19 protein-coding genes are annotated in these 16126 nt (G+C 64.7%); 7 read left to right on the forward strand and 12 right to left on the reverse strand.

Annotated features, from left to right (window positions below; all coding sequences use genetic code 11):
• Positions 1–116: 116 nt before the first annotated feature.
• From BDOA9_RS10755 to BDOA9_RS10765, 3 genes are all read left to right on the forward strand, one after another.
• Positions 117–320: a hypothetical protein gene (locus BDOA9_RS10755; RefSeq protein WP_025033945.1), complete on the forward strand. Its 204-nt coding sequence runs from the start codon at positions 117–119 to the stop codon at positions 318–320.
• Between the two features lie 266 nt (positions 321–586).
• Complete coding sequence (locus BDOA9_RS10760) at positions 587–2128, forward strand: metallophosphoesterase family protein (RefSeq protein ID WP_025033946.1); 1542 nt, start codon at positions 587–589, stop codon at positions 2126–2128.
• Positions 2129–2188: 60 nt separating this feature from the next.
• The gene (locus BDOA9_RS10765; RefSeq protein ID WP_025033947.1) at positions 2189–3016 is read left to right on the forward strand and encodes a tetratricopeptide repeat protein; all 828 of its coding nucleotides are present in this window, start codon (positions 2189–2191) and stop codon (positions 3014–3016) included.
• Between the two features lie 48 nt (positions 3017–3064).
• Here the strand turns inward: BDOA9_RS10765 and BDOA9_RS10770 are convergent, their stop codons facing one another.
• From BDOA9_RS10770 to BDOA9_RS10810, 10 genes are all read right to left on the reverse strand, one after another.
• Complete coding sequence (locus BDOA9_RS10770) at positions 3065–4039, reverse strand: type II secretion system F family protein (RefSeq protein WP_025033948.1); 975 nt, start codon at positions 4037–4039, stop codon at positions 3065–3067.
• A gap of 9 nt (positions 4040–4048) precedes the next feature.
• Positions 4049–5026 carry a type II secretion system F family protein gene (locus tag BDOA9_RS10775; RefSeq protein WP_025033949.1) on the reverse strand — a complete coding sequence of 326 codons (978 nt, stop codon included), beginning with the start codon at positions 5024–5026 and terminating at the stop codon, positions 4049–4051.
• A gap of 16 nt (positions 5027–5042) precedes the next feature.
• On the reverse strand, positions 5043–6512 hold the full coding sequence (locus BDOA9_RS10780; protein ID WP_025033950.1) for a CpaF family protein: 1470 nt from the start codon (positions 6510–6512) through the stop codon (positions 5043–5045).
• A 22-nt stretch (positions 6513–6534) separates the two neighbouring features.
• On the reverse strand, positions 6535–7803 hold the full coding sequence (locus BDOA9_RS10785) for an AAA family ATPase (protein WP_025033951.1): 1269 nt from the start codon (positions 7801–7803) through the stop codon (positions 6535–6537).
• Positions 7800–8534, reverse strand: coding sequence for a CpaD family pilus assembly protein (locus BDOA9_RS10790; protein ID WP_025033952.1), 735 nt, complete (start codon positions 8532–8534; stop codon positions 7800–7802). Before BDOA9_RS10790 ends, BDOA9_RS10785 begins: the two co-directional genes overlap by 4 nt.
• Before the next feature lie 20 nt (positions 8535–8554).
• Positions 8555–10033, reverse strand: a complete 1479-nt coding sequence (locus tag BDOA9_RS10795; RefSeq protein WP_152033218.1) for a type II and III secretion system protein family protein — start codon at positions 10031–10033, stop codon at positions 8555–8557.
• Positions 10030–10827, reverse strand: coding sequence for a Flp pilus assembly protein CpaB (gene cpaB, locus BDOA9_RS10800; protein ID WP_025033954.1), 798 nt, complete (start codon positions 10825–10827; stop codon positions 10030–10032). Before cpaB ends, BDOA9_RS10795 begins: the two co-directional genes overlap by 4 nt.
• Before the next feature lie 128 nt (positions 10828–10955).
• Positions 10956–11480 (reverse strand): A24 family peptidase, encoded by a 525-nt coding sequence (locus BDOA9_RS10805; RefSeq protein WP_025033955.1) that lies wholly within the window; start codon positions 11478–11480, stop codon positions 10956–10958.
• Positions 11481–11604: 124 nt separating this feature from the next.
• Positions 11605–11745, reverse strand: a complete 141-nt coding sequence (locus BDOA9_RS38790) for a hypothetical protein (protein WP_210183857.1) — start codon at positions 11743–11745, stop codon at positions 11605–11607.
• 77 nt (positions 11746–11822) lie between these two features.
• On the reverse strand, positions 11823–11987 hold the full coding sequence (locus BDOA9_RS10810; protein WP_025033956.1) for a Flp family type IVb pilin: 165 nt from the start codon (positions 11985–11987) through the stop codon (positions 11823–11825).
• A gap of 272 nt (positions 11988–12259) precedes the next feature.
• On the opposite strand from BDOA9_RS10810, the gene BDOA9_RS10815 reads away from it, so the two are divergent.
• The 4 genes from BDOA9_RS10815 to BDOA9_RS10830 all read left to right on the forward strand — a co-directional run bounded on the left by BDOA9_RS10815 (position 12260) and on the right by BDOA9_RS10830 (position 15266).
• Positions 12260–13087, forward strand: a complete 828-nt coding sequence (locus BDOA9_RS10815) for a sterol desaturase family protein (protein WP_025033957.1) — start codon at positions 12260–12262, stop codon at positions 13085–13087.
• A 250-nt stretch (positions 13088–13337) separates the two neighbouring features.
• The gene (locus BDOA9_RS10820; protein WP_025033958.1) at positions 13338–13841 is read left to right on the forward strand and encodes a pilus assembly protein N-terminal domain-containing protein; all 504 of its coding nucleotides are present in this window, start codon (positions 13338–13340) and stop codon (positions 13839–13841) included.
• 205 nt (positions 13842–14046) lie between these two features.
• Positions 14047–14628, forward strand: coding sequence for a TadE/TadG family type IV pilus assembly protein (locus BDOA9_RS10825; RefSeq protein WP_025033959.1), 582 nt, complete (start codon positions 14047–14049; stop codon positions 14626–14628).
• Between the two features lie 23 nt (positions 14629–14651).
• Complete coding sequence (locus BDOA9_RS10830; protein WP_025033960.1) at positions 14652–15266, forward strand: TadE/TadG family type IV pilus assembly protein; 615 nt, start codon at positions 14652–14654, stop codon at positions 15264–15266.
• Between the two features lie 97 nt (positions 15267–15363).
• Here the strand turns inward: BDOA9_RS10830 and BDOA9_RS10835 are convergent, their stop codons facing one another.
• Positions 15364–15576 carry a cold-shock protein gene (locus BDOA9_RS10835; protein WP_014439634.1) on the reverse strand — a complete coding sequence of 71 codons (213 nt, stop codon included), beginning with the start codon at positions 15574–15576 and terminating at the stop codon, positions 15364–15366.
• 257 nt (positions 15577–15833) lie between these two features.
• Positions 15834–16121: a translation initiation factor IF-1 gene (gene infA / locus BDOA9_RS10840; RefSeq protein ID WP_008131890.1), complete on the reverse strand. Its 288-nt coding sequence runs from the start codon at positions 16119–16121 to the stop codon at positions 15834–15836.
• Positions 16122–16126 lie beyond the last annotated feature (5 nt).

The following is a 16126-nucleotide window of genomic DNA, read 5'->3' on the forward strand; positions in this document are numbered from 1 at the left end:
TGCCCTCACCGTTCGGCGAGCCGCTACTCGCCGCAAGGGGGCCATGGTAGGTTCCGGCAACGGTCGCCAGAATGAAATTGGGGCGATCGACGACAAACGCGCCGGGAGGACATGCAATGGAGTTTGTGTGGAGCGTGGTTACGTTCGTCGGCCAGGCCGTCGAGGTGATCTTCGGCTATGTGGAGCACCACCATTGGATATTCGCGCTCCTTGCCGGTGGCTACGTCTTCTATCTCCACGACCGCTCCGTCCACGCGCGCTTCGATGCGCTCGACAGGCGCATCGACGAGATCCGCAAGCGGATTGCCATCGAATACTGAGCGGACGAGACGGACCGTCCTCGGACAAATCTCGTATCTCACGCCGTGAGCTGCCGTTTGCGACGCTGCGGCTGCGGGGCTTTACTAGCGCTTTGGTTGTGGCATTATCCGCGAACATTTTAGATTGTGTCGCTCGCTCTGCGTGACCCGTACGCAGAGACGCAGCAGCACGGGGCCGCCAGGTCAGGTCGATACGGCTGAATCGGTTCGTCGAAGCATTTTTCTCATTGTTTGGGCGGCCCAGCATTGCAGATGAGCGGCGCAAAATGGATAGATCGTTCGTTGTTGCGCAGATTTCCGACCTGCATCTGGACGGGTCGGGCCGGCTGCTTCCGGCCATCGAAACGCTCAGGGCCGCAATTTGCGAGAAGATGGCGGACGTCGCGGCCGTTCCCGATCGCATCCTGCTGATCACGGGCGATCTGGTGGACGACCCGACGCCGCGCGCGCTCGACGAGGCGCTCGCCGTCATCGCATCCTTCCGGCAGACCGGGCTGTTCACCGACATCCAGGCCGTGGCCGGCAATCACGACGTCAAGCGGCCGAGCCAACGTGCCGGCCGTCACGACGCCTACGATTATCTGCACCTGCCGCGAACCGCGAAGAGTGTCTATTACCGCCAGGCCGGCCTCGACCTGGTGCTGCTCGATTCCAATCGCGCAAGCTTCGTGGCGCTCGCGAGCGGCACGGTCGGCGAGAGCGCCTACAAGGCAATGGTGGCAGATTCCGCCCGGCTGAGCGCCGAGCTCGCGGGGAGCATCGGCTCTGCCGGGCGCGCCGACTATGCCGAGCCCGTGGACAACCTGGTGCGCGTGCTGGCCCTGCACCATCATCCGCTGCCGCAGGCGACCGGCGAAGGAAAGCGCTTTCTCGGCGTGCCGGACGAGCCGCTGATGTATCTCGCCGCACCGGCAACCTTCCTCGAGGCTGCCACCTCGCTCAACGTCGATCTGGTCCTGCACGGTCATCGCCACGTCGAGGGTCTGACCCGCTATTCCATTCCCGATCCGCGGGCGACGTCGGGCGAGACCGGTGAGGCGTTCTGGCGCACGATCTATGTGCTCTCCTGTCCGTCCTCGACCGGCCAAGCCGGCGACGATGCCGGCTTCAACCTCGTTCATTTCGGCCCTGCGTCCCATGGCCGCACGGAGCACCGCTTCGCGATCACCCGCTTTTCGAGGCTCCGCAACGATGCCGCCTTCAGGCCGCTCGATTCCAACCTGCCGGGCGGTGTCATCAGGCTGCCGGCGGGGCGCGACTTTTCCCGTGATCCGGCCGTCCAATCGGCGATCGAGGCCGCCTCGTCCGGCGCGCTGAAACGTGATCAGGTCGCGGCGATCATCGGTCGGCTGTTCAGGCGTGGCAGCTTCTACGATGAGGCGGAGCCGAACTGGGCGCATGCGCTCTACACCTACGTCGTCTCGGCCCATGCCTGGACGGAGCTCGAGCGCAAGGCTGCGAGATCCGGGCCGGGATTCGACATCGACGTGCTCGCCGCGGTGAAGACGCTGCTCGGCCGATTGATCGAGGAATCCGCCGAGGTGCTCGGCATCGATCGCGCTCAGCTCGGCGAGCTCTACGGCAGAGGCCTGATCAATTGTAACGACTTCCTGCGCCAGGTGCCGCGGCTGCCTTGCGAGGGGGTCGACGTTCGGCTGCGGGCGAGGCAAAGGCTGCAATTGCTGCGAGAGCTGGACCACCAGGTGAAGGCGCTCGGCCTCGATCTCGGCCTCGGCGGGCAAGCGCCGCCGCAGCAACCACCGGCGCGCCAGGAGCACGTCGGACGGCCGCCGTTAACCGGCCGTTAGGGTTAACATTCTATTGCTGACACGTTCGGCTCGATCGAGCGGCTCGAGAGTCAAAGCGTCATGCGTCAACGGATCAGGCTTACCCGGCTACTTACTTCCACGTCGCTGGTCGCGACGGTGGCGATGGGTCTCGGCGGCTGCACGGCCATGTCGAAACTCTCCGAGGTGACGGGCTCGCTCGGTTCGCGGGCGGAAACGGCCTCCGCCGATCGCGCGCCGACCGATCCGGCGCGTGCGGTTGAAGCCTATGGCGAGCGCTACCGCGCCAATCCCCGGGATGCCGATGCCGCACTCGCCTACGGACAGGCCTTGCGCGCCAACGGCCAACGCGCCCAGGCGGCCGCCGTGCTCGAGCAGGCGACCATCGCCAATCCCGGCAACAAGGCGCTGCTTGCCCAATACGGCCGCGCACTCGCCGACAACGGCAATTTCCAGCAGGCATTCGACGTGCTGTCCAAGGCGCATTCGCCCGACAATCCGGACTGGCGCCTGCTCTCGGTGCAGGGCACCGCGTTGGATCAGATGGGCCGTCATGAGGAGGCGCGATCCTACTACGCGAGCGCGCTGAAGATCGCACCGGGTGATCCCGGCGTGCTCTCCAACCTCGGCCTGTCCTACATGCTGTCGAAAGAGCTGCCGAAGGCGGAAGAGGCGCTGCGGCAGGCATATGCCTCGCCGCGGGCCGGCGCCCGGGTGCGGCAGAACCTCGGCTTGGTCGTCGGTCTCCAGGGCCGCTTCGCGGAAGCGGAGACCATCGTCAAGGCGGACCTGCCGCCGGATCAGGCTGCGGCCAATGTTGCCTATCTCAAGGAGATGCTGAGCCGTAGCGACGCCCCGCGCGGCGCGCCGAAGCGGACGCCGGTCGCTTCGCTGAGCCAGCCCGACTGATCATCCGACTTCCTGGCCTCGTGGCGGACCGTAGCGGTCCAGCCCGGCTCACTGCATCTCGGTGACCTTGATGGCGGTGGGTCCGAGAATGACCACGAACAGCACCGGCAGGAAAAACAGGATCATCGGCACCGTGAGCTTCGGCGGCAGAGCGGCCGCCTTCTTCTCGGCCTCGTTCATACGCATGTCGCGATTCTCCTGCGCCATGACGCGCAAGGAATGGCCGAGCGGGGTGCCGTAACGTTCCGCCTGCTGCAGCGCCAGACACACCGACTTGACGCCCTCGAGCCCGGTGCGCCGTGCCAGATTCTCATAGGCGACCTTGCGATCCTGCAAATAGGACAGCTCGGCCGTGGTCAGGGTGAACTCCTCCGACAAAGCGATCGACTGGCCCACGATTTCGTTCGCAACTTTCCGGAATGCCATCTCGACCGACATGCCGGATTCGATGCAGATCAGAAGCAGGTCGAGCGCATCGGGAAACGCACGCTTGATCGAGAGCTGGCGCTTGGAGATCGCATTCCTGAGGAACAGCATCGGCGCCTGGAGGCCGAGATAGGCGGCGCCGAGGCAGATACCGATCTTGACCGGCAGCGCCTGTTGCATGTTTGCGATCACGAACACGTAGAGGACCGAGCCGATCAGGAACACGATCGGGGCGACCATTCGGGCAAACAGGAAGGTGATATAGGGCGCCTGGCCGCGGTAACCCGCCATGATGAGCTTGTCCCGCGCAGCTTCCTGCGCGAGCCATTTGGTCAGGTTGAAGTCCTCGACCACCTTGGAGACGAGTTGCTTCGGTGTCTGGCGCAGCGAAACCTTCTCGTTCTTGTTGAGACGCTCACGCTCGCGCTGGCGGATGCGCTCACGCTCGCTCGCCACCGCCTTCATGCGCTTGGAGAGGCCCTCGCCGGCGAACAGCGGCATCACCAGCGTATAGACGGTGGCGCTCGCGGCGATGGCCGCGAGCAGCATGGTCATGAAACGGACGTCGTGCAGTTTCGAGACGAGTAATTCGATCATGCGACACCGTCAGAAATCGAAGTTGATCATCTTCTTCATCACCAGGATGCCGATCGACATCCAGACGACGCAGCCGACCAGCATCAGCTGGCCGGTGGGATGAGTCCAAAGCACCGAGATGTATTGCGGCGTCGTGAGATAGACCAGGAACATCACGATCGGCGGCAGCGAGCCGATGATGCCGGCCGAGGCCTTGGCTTCCATCGACATCGCCTGGATCTTTTCCTTCATCTTCTTGCGGTCGCGCAGCACCTTGGAGAGGTTGCCGAGCGCTTCGGAGAGGTTGCCGCCCGACTTCTGCTGAATCGACACCACGATGCCGAAGAAATTGGCTTCCGGCAGCGGCATCCGCTCGTAGAGCCGCGCGCAGGCCTCGCCCAGCGGCATGCCGATCGCCTGCGTCTCGATGATGGCCAGGAACTCGCTGCGCAGCGGCTCGGGCGCGTCGGCGGCCACGACCTTGATCGATTCGAACAAGGGCAGGCCTGCCTTGATGCCGCGAACGATCACGTCGACCGCATCGGGCAGTGCAGCCAGGAACTTGGTTTCGCGGCGCTTCTTCAAGAAGCCGAGTGCCCAGCGCGGCAGGCCGAAGCCGCCGGCAAAGGCAAGGCCGGCGGCGCCGATCAGGCCGCCGCCCGCGAACATGGCGGCCGCGAAGAATACGCCAGCCACGACGGCAGACACGATCCAGAATTTCTGCGGCGTCCAGTCGAGCCCGGCCTGCGACAGGCGGACGCTGAGCGGAGCGCTCTTCTCCTGGGCGCGCCGCGCCTCGAGATCCTTGAGCGTGGACTCGACCTGCTCGCGGCGCGAGCGCTGGGTCTTCTCGGCCTGCCGGGCCGTAGGCGCTTCGGCGCGCGCGACCGAGGCGCGGCGGCTTTCCGCCTTTCGCTCTCCTGACAGCAGCGGATAGAGAAAGACCCAGGCGATGCCGCCGACCGCTGCGGTGGCGAGGAAGGCGAGGGCGAGGACCTGGATGTTCATGGCGCTGTTGACCTGCTCACGTCTTCGGCGCGACTTCCGCCGCGTCGAGCGCCGCAGCGAGACGCTTCTCCTCGCCGTAATAGCGGGCGCGTTCCCAGAACCTCGGACGGCCGATGCCGGTCGAGCGGTGCCGGCCGATGATCTTGCCGTTGGCGTCCTCGCCGACCATGTCGTAGAGGAAAATGTCCTGGGTAATGATGGTGTCGCCTTCCATGCCCATCACCTCGGTGATGTGGGTGATGCGGCGGGAACCGTCGCGCAGGCGCGCGGCCTGGATGATGACGTCGATCGAGGCGCAGATCATCTCGCGGATGGTACGCGAGGGCAGCGAGAAGCCGCCCATCGTGATCATGGATTCGCAGCGCGACAGTGCCTCGCGCGGGTTGTTGGCGTGCAGCGTGCCCATCGAGCCGTCGTGGCCGGTGTTCATGGCCTGCAGCAGGTCGAAGGCTTCGGGTCCGCGGACCTCGCCGACGATGATGCGTTCGGGGCGCATACGCAGGCAGTTGCGCACCAGTTCGCGCATCGTGACCTGGCCCTCGCCCTCGATGTTGGGCGGGCGGGTTTCCAGCCGCACCACGTGGGGCTGCTGCAGCTGGAGCTCGGCGGCGTCCTCGCAGGTGATGACGCGCTCGTCGTGCTCGATGTAGTTGGTGAGGCAGTTGAGCAGGGTGGTCTTGCCCGAGCCGGTACCGCCGGAGATCAGCACGTTGCAGCGGACGCGGCCGATGATCTGGAGGATCTCGGCGCCTTCCGGCGTGATCGCGCCGAATTTGACGAGCTGATCCAGCGTCAGCTTGTCCTTCTTGAACTTGCGGATGGTGAGGGCGGGGCCGTCGATCGACAGCGGCGGCACGATGGCGTTGACGCGGGAGCCGTCGGCGAGGCGCGCGTCGCAGATCGGCGAGGATTCGTCGACGCGCCGGCCGACTTGGCTGACGATGCGCTGGCAGATGTTGAGAAGCTGCTGGTTGTCGCGGAAGCGGATGCCTGTCTTCTGGATCTTGCCGTTGACCTCGATGAAGACCGTGTTGGCGCCATTGACCATGATGTCGGCGATGTCGTCGCGCGACAACAATGGTTCGAGCGGGCCGTAGCCGAGGACGTCGTTGCAGATGTCGTCGAGCAGCTCCTCCTGCTCGGCGATCGACATCACGATGTTCTTGATCGCGATGATCTCGTTGACGATGTCGCGGATTTCCTCGCGCGCGGACTCCGAATCGAGCTTGGCGAGCTGGGCGAGGTCGATCGCCTCGATCAGCGCGCCGAAGATGGTCGCCTTGACCTCGTAATAATTGTCCGAACGCCGGCTCTCCATGGGCGGAGGCGGTGGAGCTTTGGCGGGCGCAAGCGGCGGCGAGGCGACGGCCGGCGGCGGCGGGGCGCGCGACACCGTCGGCGCCTGAGCCGGGGCAGGCTCGAGCGACACGGCGCCGGGCTTGGGCGCCCGAAAGTCGGTGTCTGTTCCGCTACGCTTACCGAACACTTAAACTACTCCATGCGGCGGCTTATTTTCCCCGCAACTTCTCAATCAGAGGTGAAAGCAGGGACGACTTTTGCTTCTTGGTCTCGCTGCGGCCGGTCAGCCGCTGGGCGATCTGCAGAAACATCTCGATCGATCTGTGGTTGGCGGAGATCTCGGCGATCATCTGGCCGTTGTTGGCGGCCGAACCGAAGATCTGCGGCTCGAACGGGATCGAGACGATCGGCTGGCTCTCGATCGCCTTGGCGAACTCCGCGGCGGCGATTTCGGGCCGTTTCGGCACGCCGACCTGGTTCAGGCAGTAGAGCGGCGGCCGGTCGTTGGGGCGGGCGGCCTTCAACAGGTCGAACAGGTTCTTGGTATTGCGCAGATTGGCGAGGTCCGGGGCGGCCACGATCAGGATGTCGTCCGCTCCGATCAAGGCGCGCTTGGTCCAGCCCGACCATTGATGCGGGACATCGAGCACGATGCAGGGCATGGTGGAGCGCAGTGTGTCGAACACGGAATCGAAAGCGTCGGTGCCGAAATCATAGACCCGGTCGAGCGTCGCAGGCGCCGCCAGCAGGCTGAGATGGTCGGTGCACTTCGACAGCAGGCGGTCGATGAAGGCGGTATCGACGCGATCGGGCGAGAACACGGCGTCGGCGATGCCCTGCGGCGGATCCTGGTTGTAGTCGAGGCCGGCGGTGCCGAAGGCGAGATCGAGGTCGGCGACGACGGCATCCATTGCGAGGTCGCGCGCGATCGCCCAGGCGACGTTGTGGGAGATGGTCGAAGCGCCGACGCCCCCCTTGGCGCCGACCACGGCGATGATGCGGCCGACCGCCTTGGCTTCAGGAGCCGAGAACAGGTTGCAGATCGAGCGCACGACGTCGATCGCGCCGACCGGCGCGAGCACGTAGTCGCTGACGCCGCGGCGCACCAGCTCGCGGTAGAGCGTGACGTCGTTGATGCGTCCGATCACGACCACGCGGGTGCCGGCATCGCAGACGGTGGCGAGCTGGTCGAGCCCGCCCAGCAGGTCGTTGCGGCCGTCGCTCTCGAGCACGATCACGTTCGGCGTCGGAGCCGAGCGGTAGGCTTCGATCGCAGCCGCCATGCCGCCCATCTGGATCTTCAGGTGAGCCTTGCCGAGACGGCGATCCTCGCCGGCCGACTGGACCGCGGCGGCCGTCTCGACGGTTTCGCAGAAGGCCTGGACCGAGACGCGCGGCGCGGGCGCAATATGCTCCTCGACCGGCGGAGGAGCTGCTGCCGGCTGCTCTTCGTGTGTCTGGCGCGCGTAACTGATCATTTGCCTGTGTCGCTGAGTTTGGCCTTGTCGGCATCGGGATAGGCGACTCCCGTCGGCATTCCCTTACGATACTTCTCGAAGGCGGCGGTGCGCCGTATCGTGTAGGAAGGTGTCTCGGGCCGCGGCTGCTCGAGGTCCGACGGATTGTCGACCATGGCGGCGAGGTTGCGCTGATAGGCGCAGCCGTAATTGTGATAATCCTTGTTCTCGAACCAGGTCTTGTTCTTCATCGAAGGCCCGATGTCGTCCGGCCACAGGCCGCAGGGACCCGCAACCGCCGCGATCCTGGAGTAGGTGAGCCGGATCGGCGGCAGGAACCGCTTGTCCTCGGGCTGGTAGGGCCGAATGTTGACGCCCCGCGGAGGAACGCCTGCCGCTGCCAGCATGGCCTGGATCTCGCGCATCGTATCCGCGACGGGACGCGCATTGGGCGTGCCGGACGGCACGTCGATGCGAATGGCGCCGGTGCCTTCGTGCAACCACGCCGATGCGACGCCCATCACGTCCGCACGTTGAGCAGCCGTCAATCCGCCGCGGGCATGACCGACGAAGACGACGATCGAGCGGTTCTGCTCCTCGATCGCGATCGGATGGCGCTGCTTGTAGTCGTTGGGAATGGAGGCGGTAACGACCTCGTCGTGCTGGCAGCCGCCGAGCGCGAGCGTTAGACCGACGAGCGCGCCACCGAGGCGGACTGCGCGTTTGCGAAGCTGGGGTGGTCTTGTGATCATCGTGAAGTCCCCGTTCCGCCTCACTCGGTGATGAAGCCGTAGGTGCCGCGGTAGTTCTTGGCCGGTTCGGTCCGTCCAGGTACGCCGTAGAGCCGGTTGATGTTGCCGATCAGCTGCGCCTGCGGATCGGCAGGCGGGGCGAAGCCGTCATCCGGCCGCGACAGGTCCTTCGGCGCCACCGCACGGACGACATAAGGCGTCACGATCACGACCAGCTCGGTCGCGTTGTTGACGAAGTCGCGGCTGCGGAACAGCGTGCCCAGGATTGGCAGCTGCATCAGCCCCGGCAATCCGCTGATCGCCTGCTTGGTCTGCTGCTGGATCAGGCCGGCCATCGCCATCGCGCCGCCGGAGGGAATTTCCAGCGAGGTCTCGGCGCGGCGGGTCCTGATCGAGGGCACCGTCAGCGAGTTCACCGAGGTCGAGGTCACCGCCTGCGACAGCGTGATCGCATTCTCGTTCGACAGCTCGGAGACTTCGGTCATCACCCGCAGGCTGATCTTGCCCTCGCTGAGCACGACGGGAGTGAAGTTCAGCGAGATGCCGAACTTCTTGAAGCTGATCTGGGTGGTACAGACATGCGTGGTGGGGTCGCACGCATAGCCTGCCGGAACCGGGAATTCACCGCCCGCGATGAACGTCGCCGATTCGCCGGAGATCGCGGTCAGGTTCGGTTCGGCCAACGTGCGGATCACGCCGGCGGTTTCCATCGCGCGCAGCGTGGCCTGCACCGACGGGGCGGCGCCGAACTTCGTGGTCAGGTTGTTGCCGTCCACGAGGTTCTTGCCGAGCGCGGTGAACGGGTTCGAGTTGGTGAAGCTCACCACCGAGGTGCCGTAATTGAGGTTGGCGGAGAGGTCGATGCCGAGTTGCTTGACGATGTTGCGCTGGACCTCGGCCACCGTCACCTTGAGCATGATCTGGTCGCGGCCGCGCACCACGATCGAGTTCACCACCTTGTCGGCGCCGCCGGCCAGGCGCGCGGCGAGATCGTTGGCCTGCTGCGCCTCCAGCGGATTGGCAGCGGTGCCGGTCAGGACGACGCCGTCGCCGAGGCCGTCGATCTGGATGTCCGCATTGGGCAGGACCTGCTTCAGCGCGGCCCGCACGCCGTTGAGGTCGCGCTTCACCGCGATGTCATAGGCCGCAATCTGCTGACCGGCGGAATCGAAGAACACGATGTTGGTCTGGCCGACGGCGGCGCCGATGATATAGGCGCGCTGTGCCGAGCGGACCACCGCGTTGGCGATCTTGGGATCGGCGACCAGCACGTCCTTGATGTCGCGCGGCAGGTCGATGACGATGGACTTGCCGACACCGAGCGAGAGGAAACGCGCATTGATCTGGCCGTGCGCCGCGACCGGCGCCATCGGGCGGTAATCGGCTGCGATCGCCGGGTTGAGCGCCAGTGCGAGGGCGGCCGAAAACGACAGGGCGCGGACCAGTGAGGTCCGCATCGTCGCCGAATCTGCCCTGCATTTGATGTCGACTATCTTCATCGTGCCTTAGCCGTCTGACTTGGAATGCCGTAGCGAATGATCGAGACACCCTCTCGCTTCTGCGCGGAGTCATCGAGCGTGATCTCGCTCATCTTGACGTCGACGATGCTGCGCAGCGCCAGCGACAGCGTGCCGCTCTGACGCGCCGCGGAGAGCGTCGCGGTCTGCGCAGGGTTGAGCTCGAGGGTGACGGTCTTGCCGATCACCGCGTTTTGCCCGTCCTTCTCCTTGGGCGCCTGGTCGATGGCGAGGACGCGGATATTGGCCAGGATGATCTCGGAGGTGACGATGTCTGGGGCGCCGCTGCTCTGGTCCGGGTTCTTGAGCCGGCGCGTGAGCAGAACGTCGACGCGGTCGTTGGGCAGGATGAAGCCGCCTGCGCCGGTCTCCGGCGAGATCTCGGTCGAGATCGCCCGCATGCCGGTGGGCAGGATTGCCGCCATGAAGCCGGAACCCTCGGCCTTGACCAGTTTCTGGTCGCGGATCGGCTCGCCCTGAATGAAGGGCGCGCGCGCGATCGAGCCCGTCACCTGGGTCGCGCCATCGGGGCGCTCGTTGCGTCGGATGAAGGTGGCGCTGGCGGTCGCGGTCGGCCAGGTCTGCCATTGGATGTCTTCGGGCTTCACGGTCTGGCCGAGGCCGATGTCGTTCTTGGCCACAAGGACGTCGACTGTCGGAAGCTGCGCGACCGGAACCGGTGGCGGCGCAGAATTGTCGGTGCCGCTCGCCAGGTACGCGGCGACGCCGCCGGCGCAGATGGCGACCGTCAGGACGACAATGCGTGCCCTATTCATACGCTTCAACTTTCCACAATACGCCGCGACGCTGCCGCCGCCGTAATCGGCAGTTGACCAGCTATTCGTCAAAGCATGGTTAATGAGGCGTATCTAAATCGCCTTAACGCCGGGTTTACCCGGGGTGTTCAGCGCAGCGCGAGGTGAGCGAGGTCGATCGCCATCACCCATTCGGTCTCCGGGTAGACCATCAGCGCGCTCAGCGCGAGCGCGATGCCGTATGGAATGCCGCTCTCCTGGGCATGCAGCCGTGCGAGCCAGGCCTGTCCTGCCAGCCCGTACGGCAGCGGCCACTGCCGGAACTGGAGCAGGAGCAGCGTCAGCGCGCCGCCGAACAGCGAAGCGTAGAGCAGGAAGTTCATCAGATGTGGGAAGCCGAACCAAAGCGCGACGGAGGCCGCGACCTTGGCGTCGCCGCCGCCCACCCAGCCCATGGCGAAGCAGGTGAAGGCCACGACCAGGAGCAACGCACCGGCGCCGACGTGACTCAGCATCTCGTAAGGTGCCATGCCGCCGGCGAAGGCGAGCACGAAGAAGCCTGCCACCAGCGCCAGAGACACGCGGTTCGAGATCGTCATCGTGAAGAGATCGCTCGCGGCGGCGAACGCCATCAGGGCCGGGAAGAGCAGAAGGCGCGCAAGGTCGAGGATCATGAGCTGCGTCTTGAGGCCTGAGTTTGCCACGGGAACTGGCGTCGGGCGATGCTAGCGCGCGATGCTAAACAAACCGACAACGGCGGCACGGGGCGCGCGGAGCCCTCGGCCGCCGAACGCGCCTTCACCAGAAGCTGGCAATGCGTGCGGCGAGTGCGACAGTCGCAACCAAAAGCGCGAGGCAGATCCAATAGACCGGCGAGCCGGCTTGTGCCGCTTCCGCCTCGCGCGCCGCGACCGCGGCATCGGTTCTTGCCTTGTGCAACGCCACTGGAACTCGCCGTCTTCAGAAAAACAAACGCCCCGGAGGTCCGGGGCCTTTGCCGTCGTTCGTGGACCCGCTTACTTCAGCGAGGTGCTGATCGAGCTGAACTTGGCGTTCAGCGTGGTGCCGAGATTGTTGACGACGGTGATGATGGCCAGCGCGATGCCGGCGGCGATCAGGCCGTATTCGATGGCGGTGGCGCCGGATTCATCCTTCGCGAAACGCGCAATCAAGTTCTTCATGAACAAAACTCCGTCTGGGTGGGGATCGCCTCGTTCGGCGCTGTCGTTGACGCGATGACCATGAGAGCCGAGCTCTTTCGGGACAGTTAATTCGATCGGGTAAACCCAGCGCCGCCGTGATGCTTTTGCCCAGAGTGAATTTCGCCTTAAGACGGCCTCTGCAATTCGTTCCGGTTCCGGATGCGCCGCCGATGCGGTGCCTGCTTCACCCTCCCTTAAATTTCGCGGAGTAGGCGTAAGGGCAACATTAGAATTCGCGGAGAGTGGCGACGATGTCGAGCCTGCCCATGCAAGTCGCCTTGATGCTCGGCGAGACCATCGTGAAGGTGATACCGGTCACCTTCGTGCTCGCGGCGGTCTTCACCGTGCTGGAGCATCTGTGGGCCTGCAATCCCGGTGCGCCGTGGTGGCGCAAGCGCGAGATCGTCACCGACATCTGCTACTGGTTCTTCGTCCCGGTGTTCGCCCGCACCATGCGGATCGGACTGCTGGTCGTCGGCGCCGGGGTGGTCTTCAACATTCACGACGCCGACGAGCTCATCGCCTTCTACGACAATGGCCACGGTCCGCTGGCGCAGCTGCCACTGTGGCTGCAAGCCCTGCTGTTTCTGGTGTTGTCCGATTTCATGCTGTACTGGCTGCATCGGCTTTTCCACGGCGGCGGCTTCTGGAAATATCACGCCGTCCATCATTCGTCGGAGGAGATCGGCTGGATCTCCGCGGCCCGCTTCCATCCGGTCAATCTCCTGCTCGGGACGATCAGCGTCGACGTCGTGCTGCTGATGGCAGGCATTTCCCCGAACGTCATGGTCTGGGTCGGCCCGTTCACCACCTTCCATTCGGCCTTCGTGCACGCCAACCTGAACTGGACCTTCGGGCCGTTCAAATACGTGCTGGCGACGCCGGTCTTCCACCGCTGGCACCACACCTCGCTCGAAGAGGGCGGCGACACCAATTTCGCCGGAACGTTCCCGATCTGGGACGTGCTGTTCGGCACCTTCCGCATGCCAGAGGGCAGGCTGCCGCAGGATTACGGCAAGGACGAAGCGAGCATGCCCAAGGAGATCGGAGGCCAGCTCGCCTATCCGTTCCGGCACTAAAGCATGATCCGGACAGTGCGAAGCGGCTTTCCGGTAAGATCATGCGTAAACAACAACCTAAAGCGCGATGGCGATTCATCCAGAACTCATCGCGCTTTAGGGGGCGGGCCCCGCAAATGTCCGTCCGCTCAAACAATACTCGGCGAGTTTGCGGAACGTTCATGAATTGAAGGCAGGTTAGCCGGGTCGGGCACCGGCTCCGCTGTATTCGGTTGCTTCTGCCGGTTTGTGACGTCCCGGGGGTAAGAGTATGCGTAAAGAAATCCTGCGCCGTCATGTGCGCGTCTGTCTTCTGGTTGCCGCTGCGATGCTGGCAACGCCGGCCGCTGGCCGGGCCGAGCCCGTCGCCGATACCATCGCGGTCAATGTCGACCAGGCCAAGCTGGTGCGGCTGCCCGGCAAGGTGGCGACCATCGTGGTCGGTAATCCCCTGATCGCCGACGTCACGCTCCAGCCCGGCGGCATGATCGTCGTGACCGGAAAGGGCTACGGGGCCACCAACTTCATCGCGCTCGACCGCGGCGGCGAGATTCTGGTGGACCGCCAGATCCAGGTCGAAGGTCCGAGCGACCGGCTCGTCACCGTCTATCGCGGCATCGAGCGCGAGTCCTACAGCTGCGTGCCGCTTTGCCAGCGCCGCGTGACGCTCGGCGACAGCGACGCCTACTTCAACAACGCGATGAGCCAGGCCGGTACGCTGAGCAGCAGCGCCAGTGGCGGTGCGGGGGCCGGCGCGGCCGCCAAGCCAAACTAGCCGACCGGCCTGAATCCCCCGCGGGCCTGCTCGCCGCTTCGCCGGCATCTCTCCGCGCGCCGCGTTTTCCGCGCTTCGGCACGCGCCTGGTTAACGCATTCCTAACGGCGCGGTCTGCCGGCTGCGGATCGTCTGAAACACTTAAACAATCAGTTTCCGCTATTGAACGGGCAGATGATCGCCGGTCGCTGGGGAATTTGACGAGATGCCATCGCCTGCACCTACGAGGTTCACGCTGCGGAAAGCGCTGCTCCGGTTTCGCGGCAACCGCCGCGGCTCCGCAGCCGTCGAGTTTGCGCTGGTCGCACCGATGTTCTTCGCGCTGCTGTTCGCCATCATCGAGACGGCGCTCATGTTCTTCTCGAGCCAGGTGCTCGAGACCGTCGCGCAGGACTCCGCGCGCGCGATTCTGACCGGCCAGGCCCAGGCACAAGGCGGCTCGGTCGCGGCCTGCCAGACCGCGCCCAACACCGTCTCTGCATGCGATCAGACGACGTTCAAGGCCTTCGTCTGCACCAAGATCCCGGCGCTGTTCGATTGCAGCAAGCTCTACGTCGACGTTGTCAGCACCAGCTCCTTCGGGACACTCAACCTCACCAGCTTCGGCGATTCCTGCAGCTTCAATCCCTCCGGCATGCAATACAGTGCCGGGAGCTCCGGCCAGGTGGTCGTGGTGCGCCTGTTCTATCAATGGCCGCTCATCGTCACCGGTCTCGGCTACAACATGGGTTGCAACAACAAGCGGCTGATGGTGGCGACGGCGGCGTTCAAGAACGAACCCTTCTGAGGCAGATGGATCCGGGCGGACCGATGCGGGCGATTACGAACATCTGGAGGAATGCACGCAGCTGCGTGCGCGGCTTCATCGCCGACAAGCGCGCGCTGGCGGCGACCGAATTCGCGATCATTGTGCCGCTGATGCTGGTGATGTTCTTCGGCACCGTCGAATTCTCGTCGGCCGTGGCGATCGACCGCAAAGTCACTTTGATCGCGCGGACACTGTCCGATCTGACGTCGCAGTCGACCGCGCTGAACGATGCCAGCATGAAGGATTCGTTCACGGCAAGCATCTCCGTCGTGATGCCTTACGACGCGACGCTCGTGAAGGGCACGATCTCCCAGATCTACATCGACGCCAACAGCGTCGCCAAGGTTCAGTGGAGCAAGGCCGGAACGATCGCGAGCGGGGCGACGCAAGCCACGCTGGCGACCTCGACTCGGACCGCCGGCGAGACGGTCACCACGATGATTCCCTCGACGCTCCTGATTCCGTCGAGCTATCTCATCCTGAGCGAGGTCAAGTACACCTACACGCCGACCATTGGCTACGTCTTGAAGTCGAGCGTGACGCTGAGCGATCTCTCCTACACGCGGCCGCGTCAGGTCACCTGCGTGCCCTACAACAACGTGCCCTCGACCTGTTGAGGCTTGCCAGCCGCCCGTGAAATGAAAAAGGCCGTGCGTTTCGCACGGCCTTTTTTACTTTGGCTCGTTCGCCGATCGGGCTACCGGCCCGGCGGGCTCAGCCCGCAGCGCGCAGGTTGTCGGCCGCCGACTTGCCGGAACGGCGGTCGGCCACGATCTCGTAGGAGATCTTCTGGCCCTCGCGCAGCGAGCCGAGGCCGGCGCGCTCCACGGCGCTGATGTGAACGAACACGTCCTGGCCGCCGTCGTCGGGCTGAATGAAGCCGAAGCCTTTGGTTGCGTTAAACCACTTCACGGTTCCCATGCTCATGGGGATAGTCCTTCTCAGATAACACAATGTCGAAGCCCGCTCGCGCGGGCAGGGTTAGATCGAATTTCTGGAAGGGTCGTCAGCGTGTCTGAACCGGCTGTACCGGTGGATGCCAATGTCGTCCGGCCGAAAATCGATTAATTCATTTTATCGGAAACAAGGCTCCGAAACAATCCGGACACGCACGATTTTTTGATCCGCCGTGAGGTCAACGGCGGATCAATACAGATCGGATTTCGAACGCGCGCCGCAGCCGACTAGCGGCGGCGGAACTGGCCGCCGCGCTGGCCGGGGCGCGGAGGCCCACCCACGCCGCTGGGACGCTCGTCCTTGTGGCGGAAAATCAGCCGGCCCTTCTCGAGGTCGTAGGGCGACATCTCCACCGTCACGCGGTCGCCCGCGAGCGTCTTGATGCGGTTTTTCTTCATCTTGCCGGCGGTATAGGCAACGATCTCGTGTCCGGCGTCGAGCTGCACGCGGTAGCGGGCATCGGGGAGGATTTCGGTGACCAGTCCTTCGAACTGGATCAGCTCTTCCTTAGCCATGAATG

The organism is Bradyrhizobium sp. DOA9 (genome assembly GCF_000617845.2).
Classification (GTDB): domain Bacteria; phylum Pseudomonadota; class Alphaproteobacteria; order Rhizobiales; family Xanthobacteraceae; genus Bradyrhizobium.

What these genes read in the sequence shown, in the direction of transcription:
- BDOA9_RS10755 (WP_025033945.1), top strand. Translation starts at nt 117, where the DNA reads ATGGAGTTTGTGTGGAGCGTGGTTACGTTCGTCGGCCAGGCCGTCGAG.
- BDOA9_RS10760 (WP_025033946.1), top strand. Translation starts at nt 587, where the DNA reads ATGGATAGATCGTTCGTTGTTGCGCAGATTTCCGACCTGCATCTGGAC.
- BDOA9_RS10765 (WP_025033947.1), top strand. Translation starts at nt 2,189, where the DNA reads ATGCGTCAACGGATCAGGCTTACCCGGCTACTTACTTCCACGTCGCTG.
- BDOA9_RS10770 (WP_025033948.1), bottom strand. Translation starts at nt 4,039, where the DNA reads ATGATCGAATTACTCGTCTCGAAACTGCACGACGTCCGTTTCATGACC.
- BDOA9_RS10775 (WP_025033949.1), bottom strand. Translation starts at nt 5,026, where the DNA reads ATGAACATCCAGGTCCTCGCCCTCGCCTTCCTCGCCACCGCAGCGGTC.
- BDOA9_RS10785 (WP_025033951.1), bottom strand. Translation starts at nt 7,803, where the DNA reads ATGATCAGTTACGCGCGCCAGACACACGAAGAGCAGCCGGCAGCAGCT.
- BDOA9_RS10790 (WP_025033952.1), bottom strand. Translation starts at nt 8,534, where the DNA reads ATGATCACAAGACCACCCCAGCTTCGCAAACGCGCAGTCCGCCTCGGT.
- BDOA9_RS10795 (WP_152033218.1), bottom strand. Translation starts at nt 10,033, where the DNA reads ATGAAGATAGTCGACATCAAATGCAGGGCAGATTCGGCGACGATGCGG.
- cpaB (WP_025033954.1), bottom strand. Translation starts at nt 10,827, where the DNA reads ATGAATAGGGCACGCATTGTCGTCCTGACGGTCGCCATCTGCGCCGGC.
- BDOA9_RS10805 (WP_025033955.1), bottom strand. Translation starts at nt 11,480, where the DNA reads ATGATCCTCGACCTTGCGCGCCTTCTGCTCTTCCCGGCCCTGATGGCG.
- BDOA9_RS10810 (WP_025033956.1), bottom strand. Translation starts at nt 11,987, where the DNA reads ATGAAGAACTTGATTGCGCGTTTCGCGAAGGATGAATCCGGCGCCACC.
- BDOA9_RS10815 (WP_025033957.1), top strand. Translation starts at nt 12,260, where the DNA reads ATGTCGAGCCTGCCCATGCAAGTCGCCTTGATGCTCGGCGAGACCATC.
- BDOA9_RS10820 (WP_025033958.1), top strand. Translation starts at nt 13,338, where the DNA reads ATGCGTAAAGAAATCCTGCGCCGTCATGTGCGCGTCTGTCTTCTGGTT.
- BDOA9_RS10825 (WP_025033959.1), top strand. Translation starts at nt 14,047, where the DNA reads ATGCCATCGCCTGCACCTACGAGGTTCACGCTGCGGAAAGCGCTGCTC.
- BDOA9_RS10830 (WP_025033960.1), top strand. Translation starts at nt 14,652, where the DNA reads ATGCGGGCGATTACGAACATCTGGAGGAATGCACGCAGCTGCGTGCGC.
- BDOA9_RS10835 (WP_014439634.1), bottom strand. Translation starts at nt 15,576, where the DNA reads ATGAGCATGGGAACCGTGAAGTGGTTTAACGCAACCAAAGGCTTCGGC.
- infA (WP_008131890.1), bottom strand. Translation starts at nt 16,121, where the DNA reads ATGGCTAAGGAAGAGCTGATCCAGTTCGAAGGACTGGTCACCGAAATC.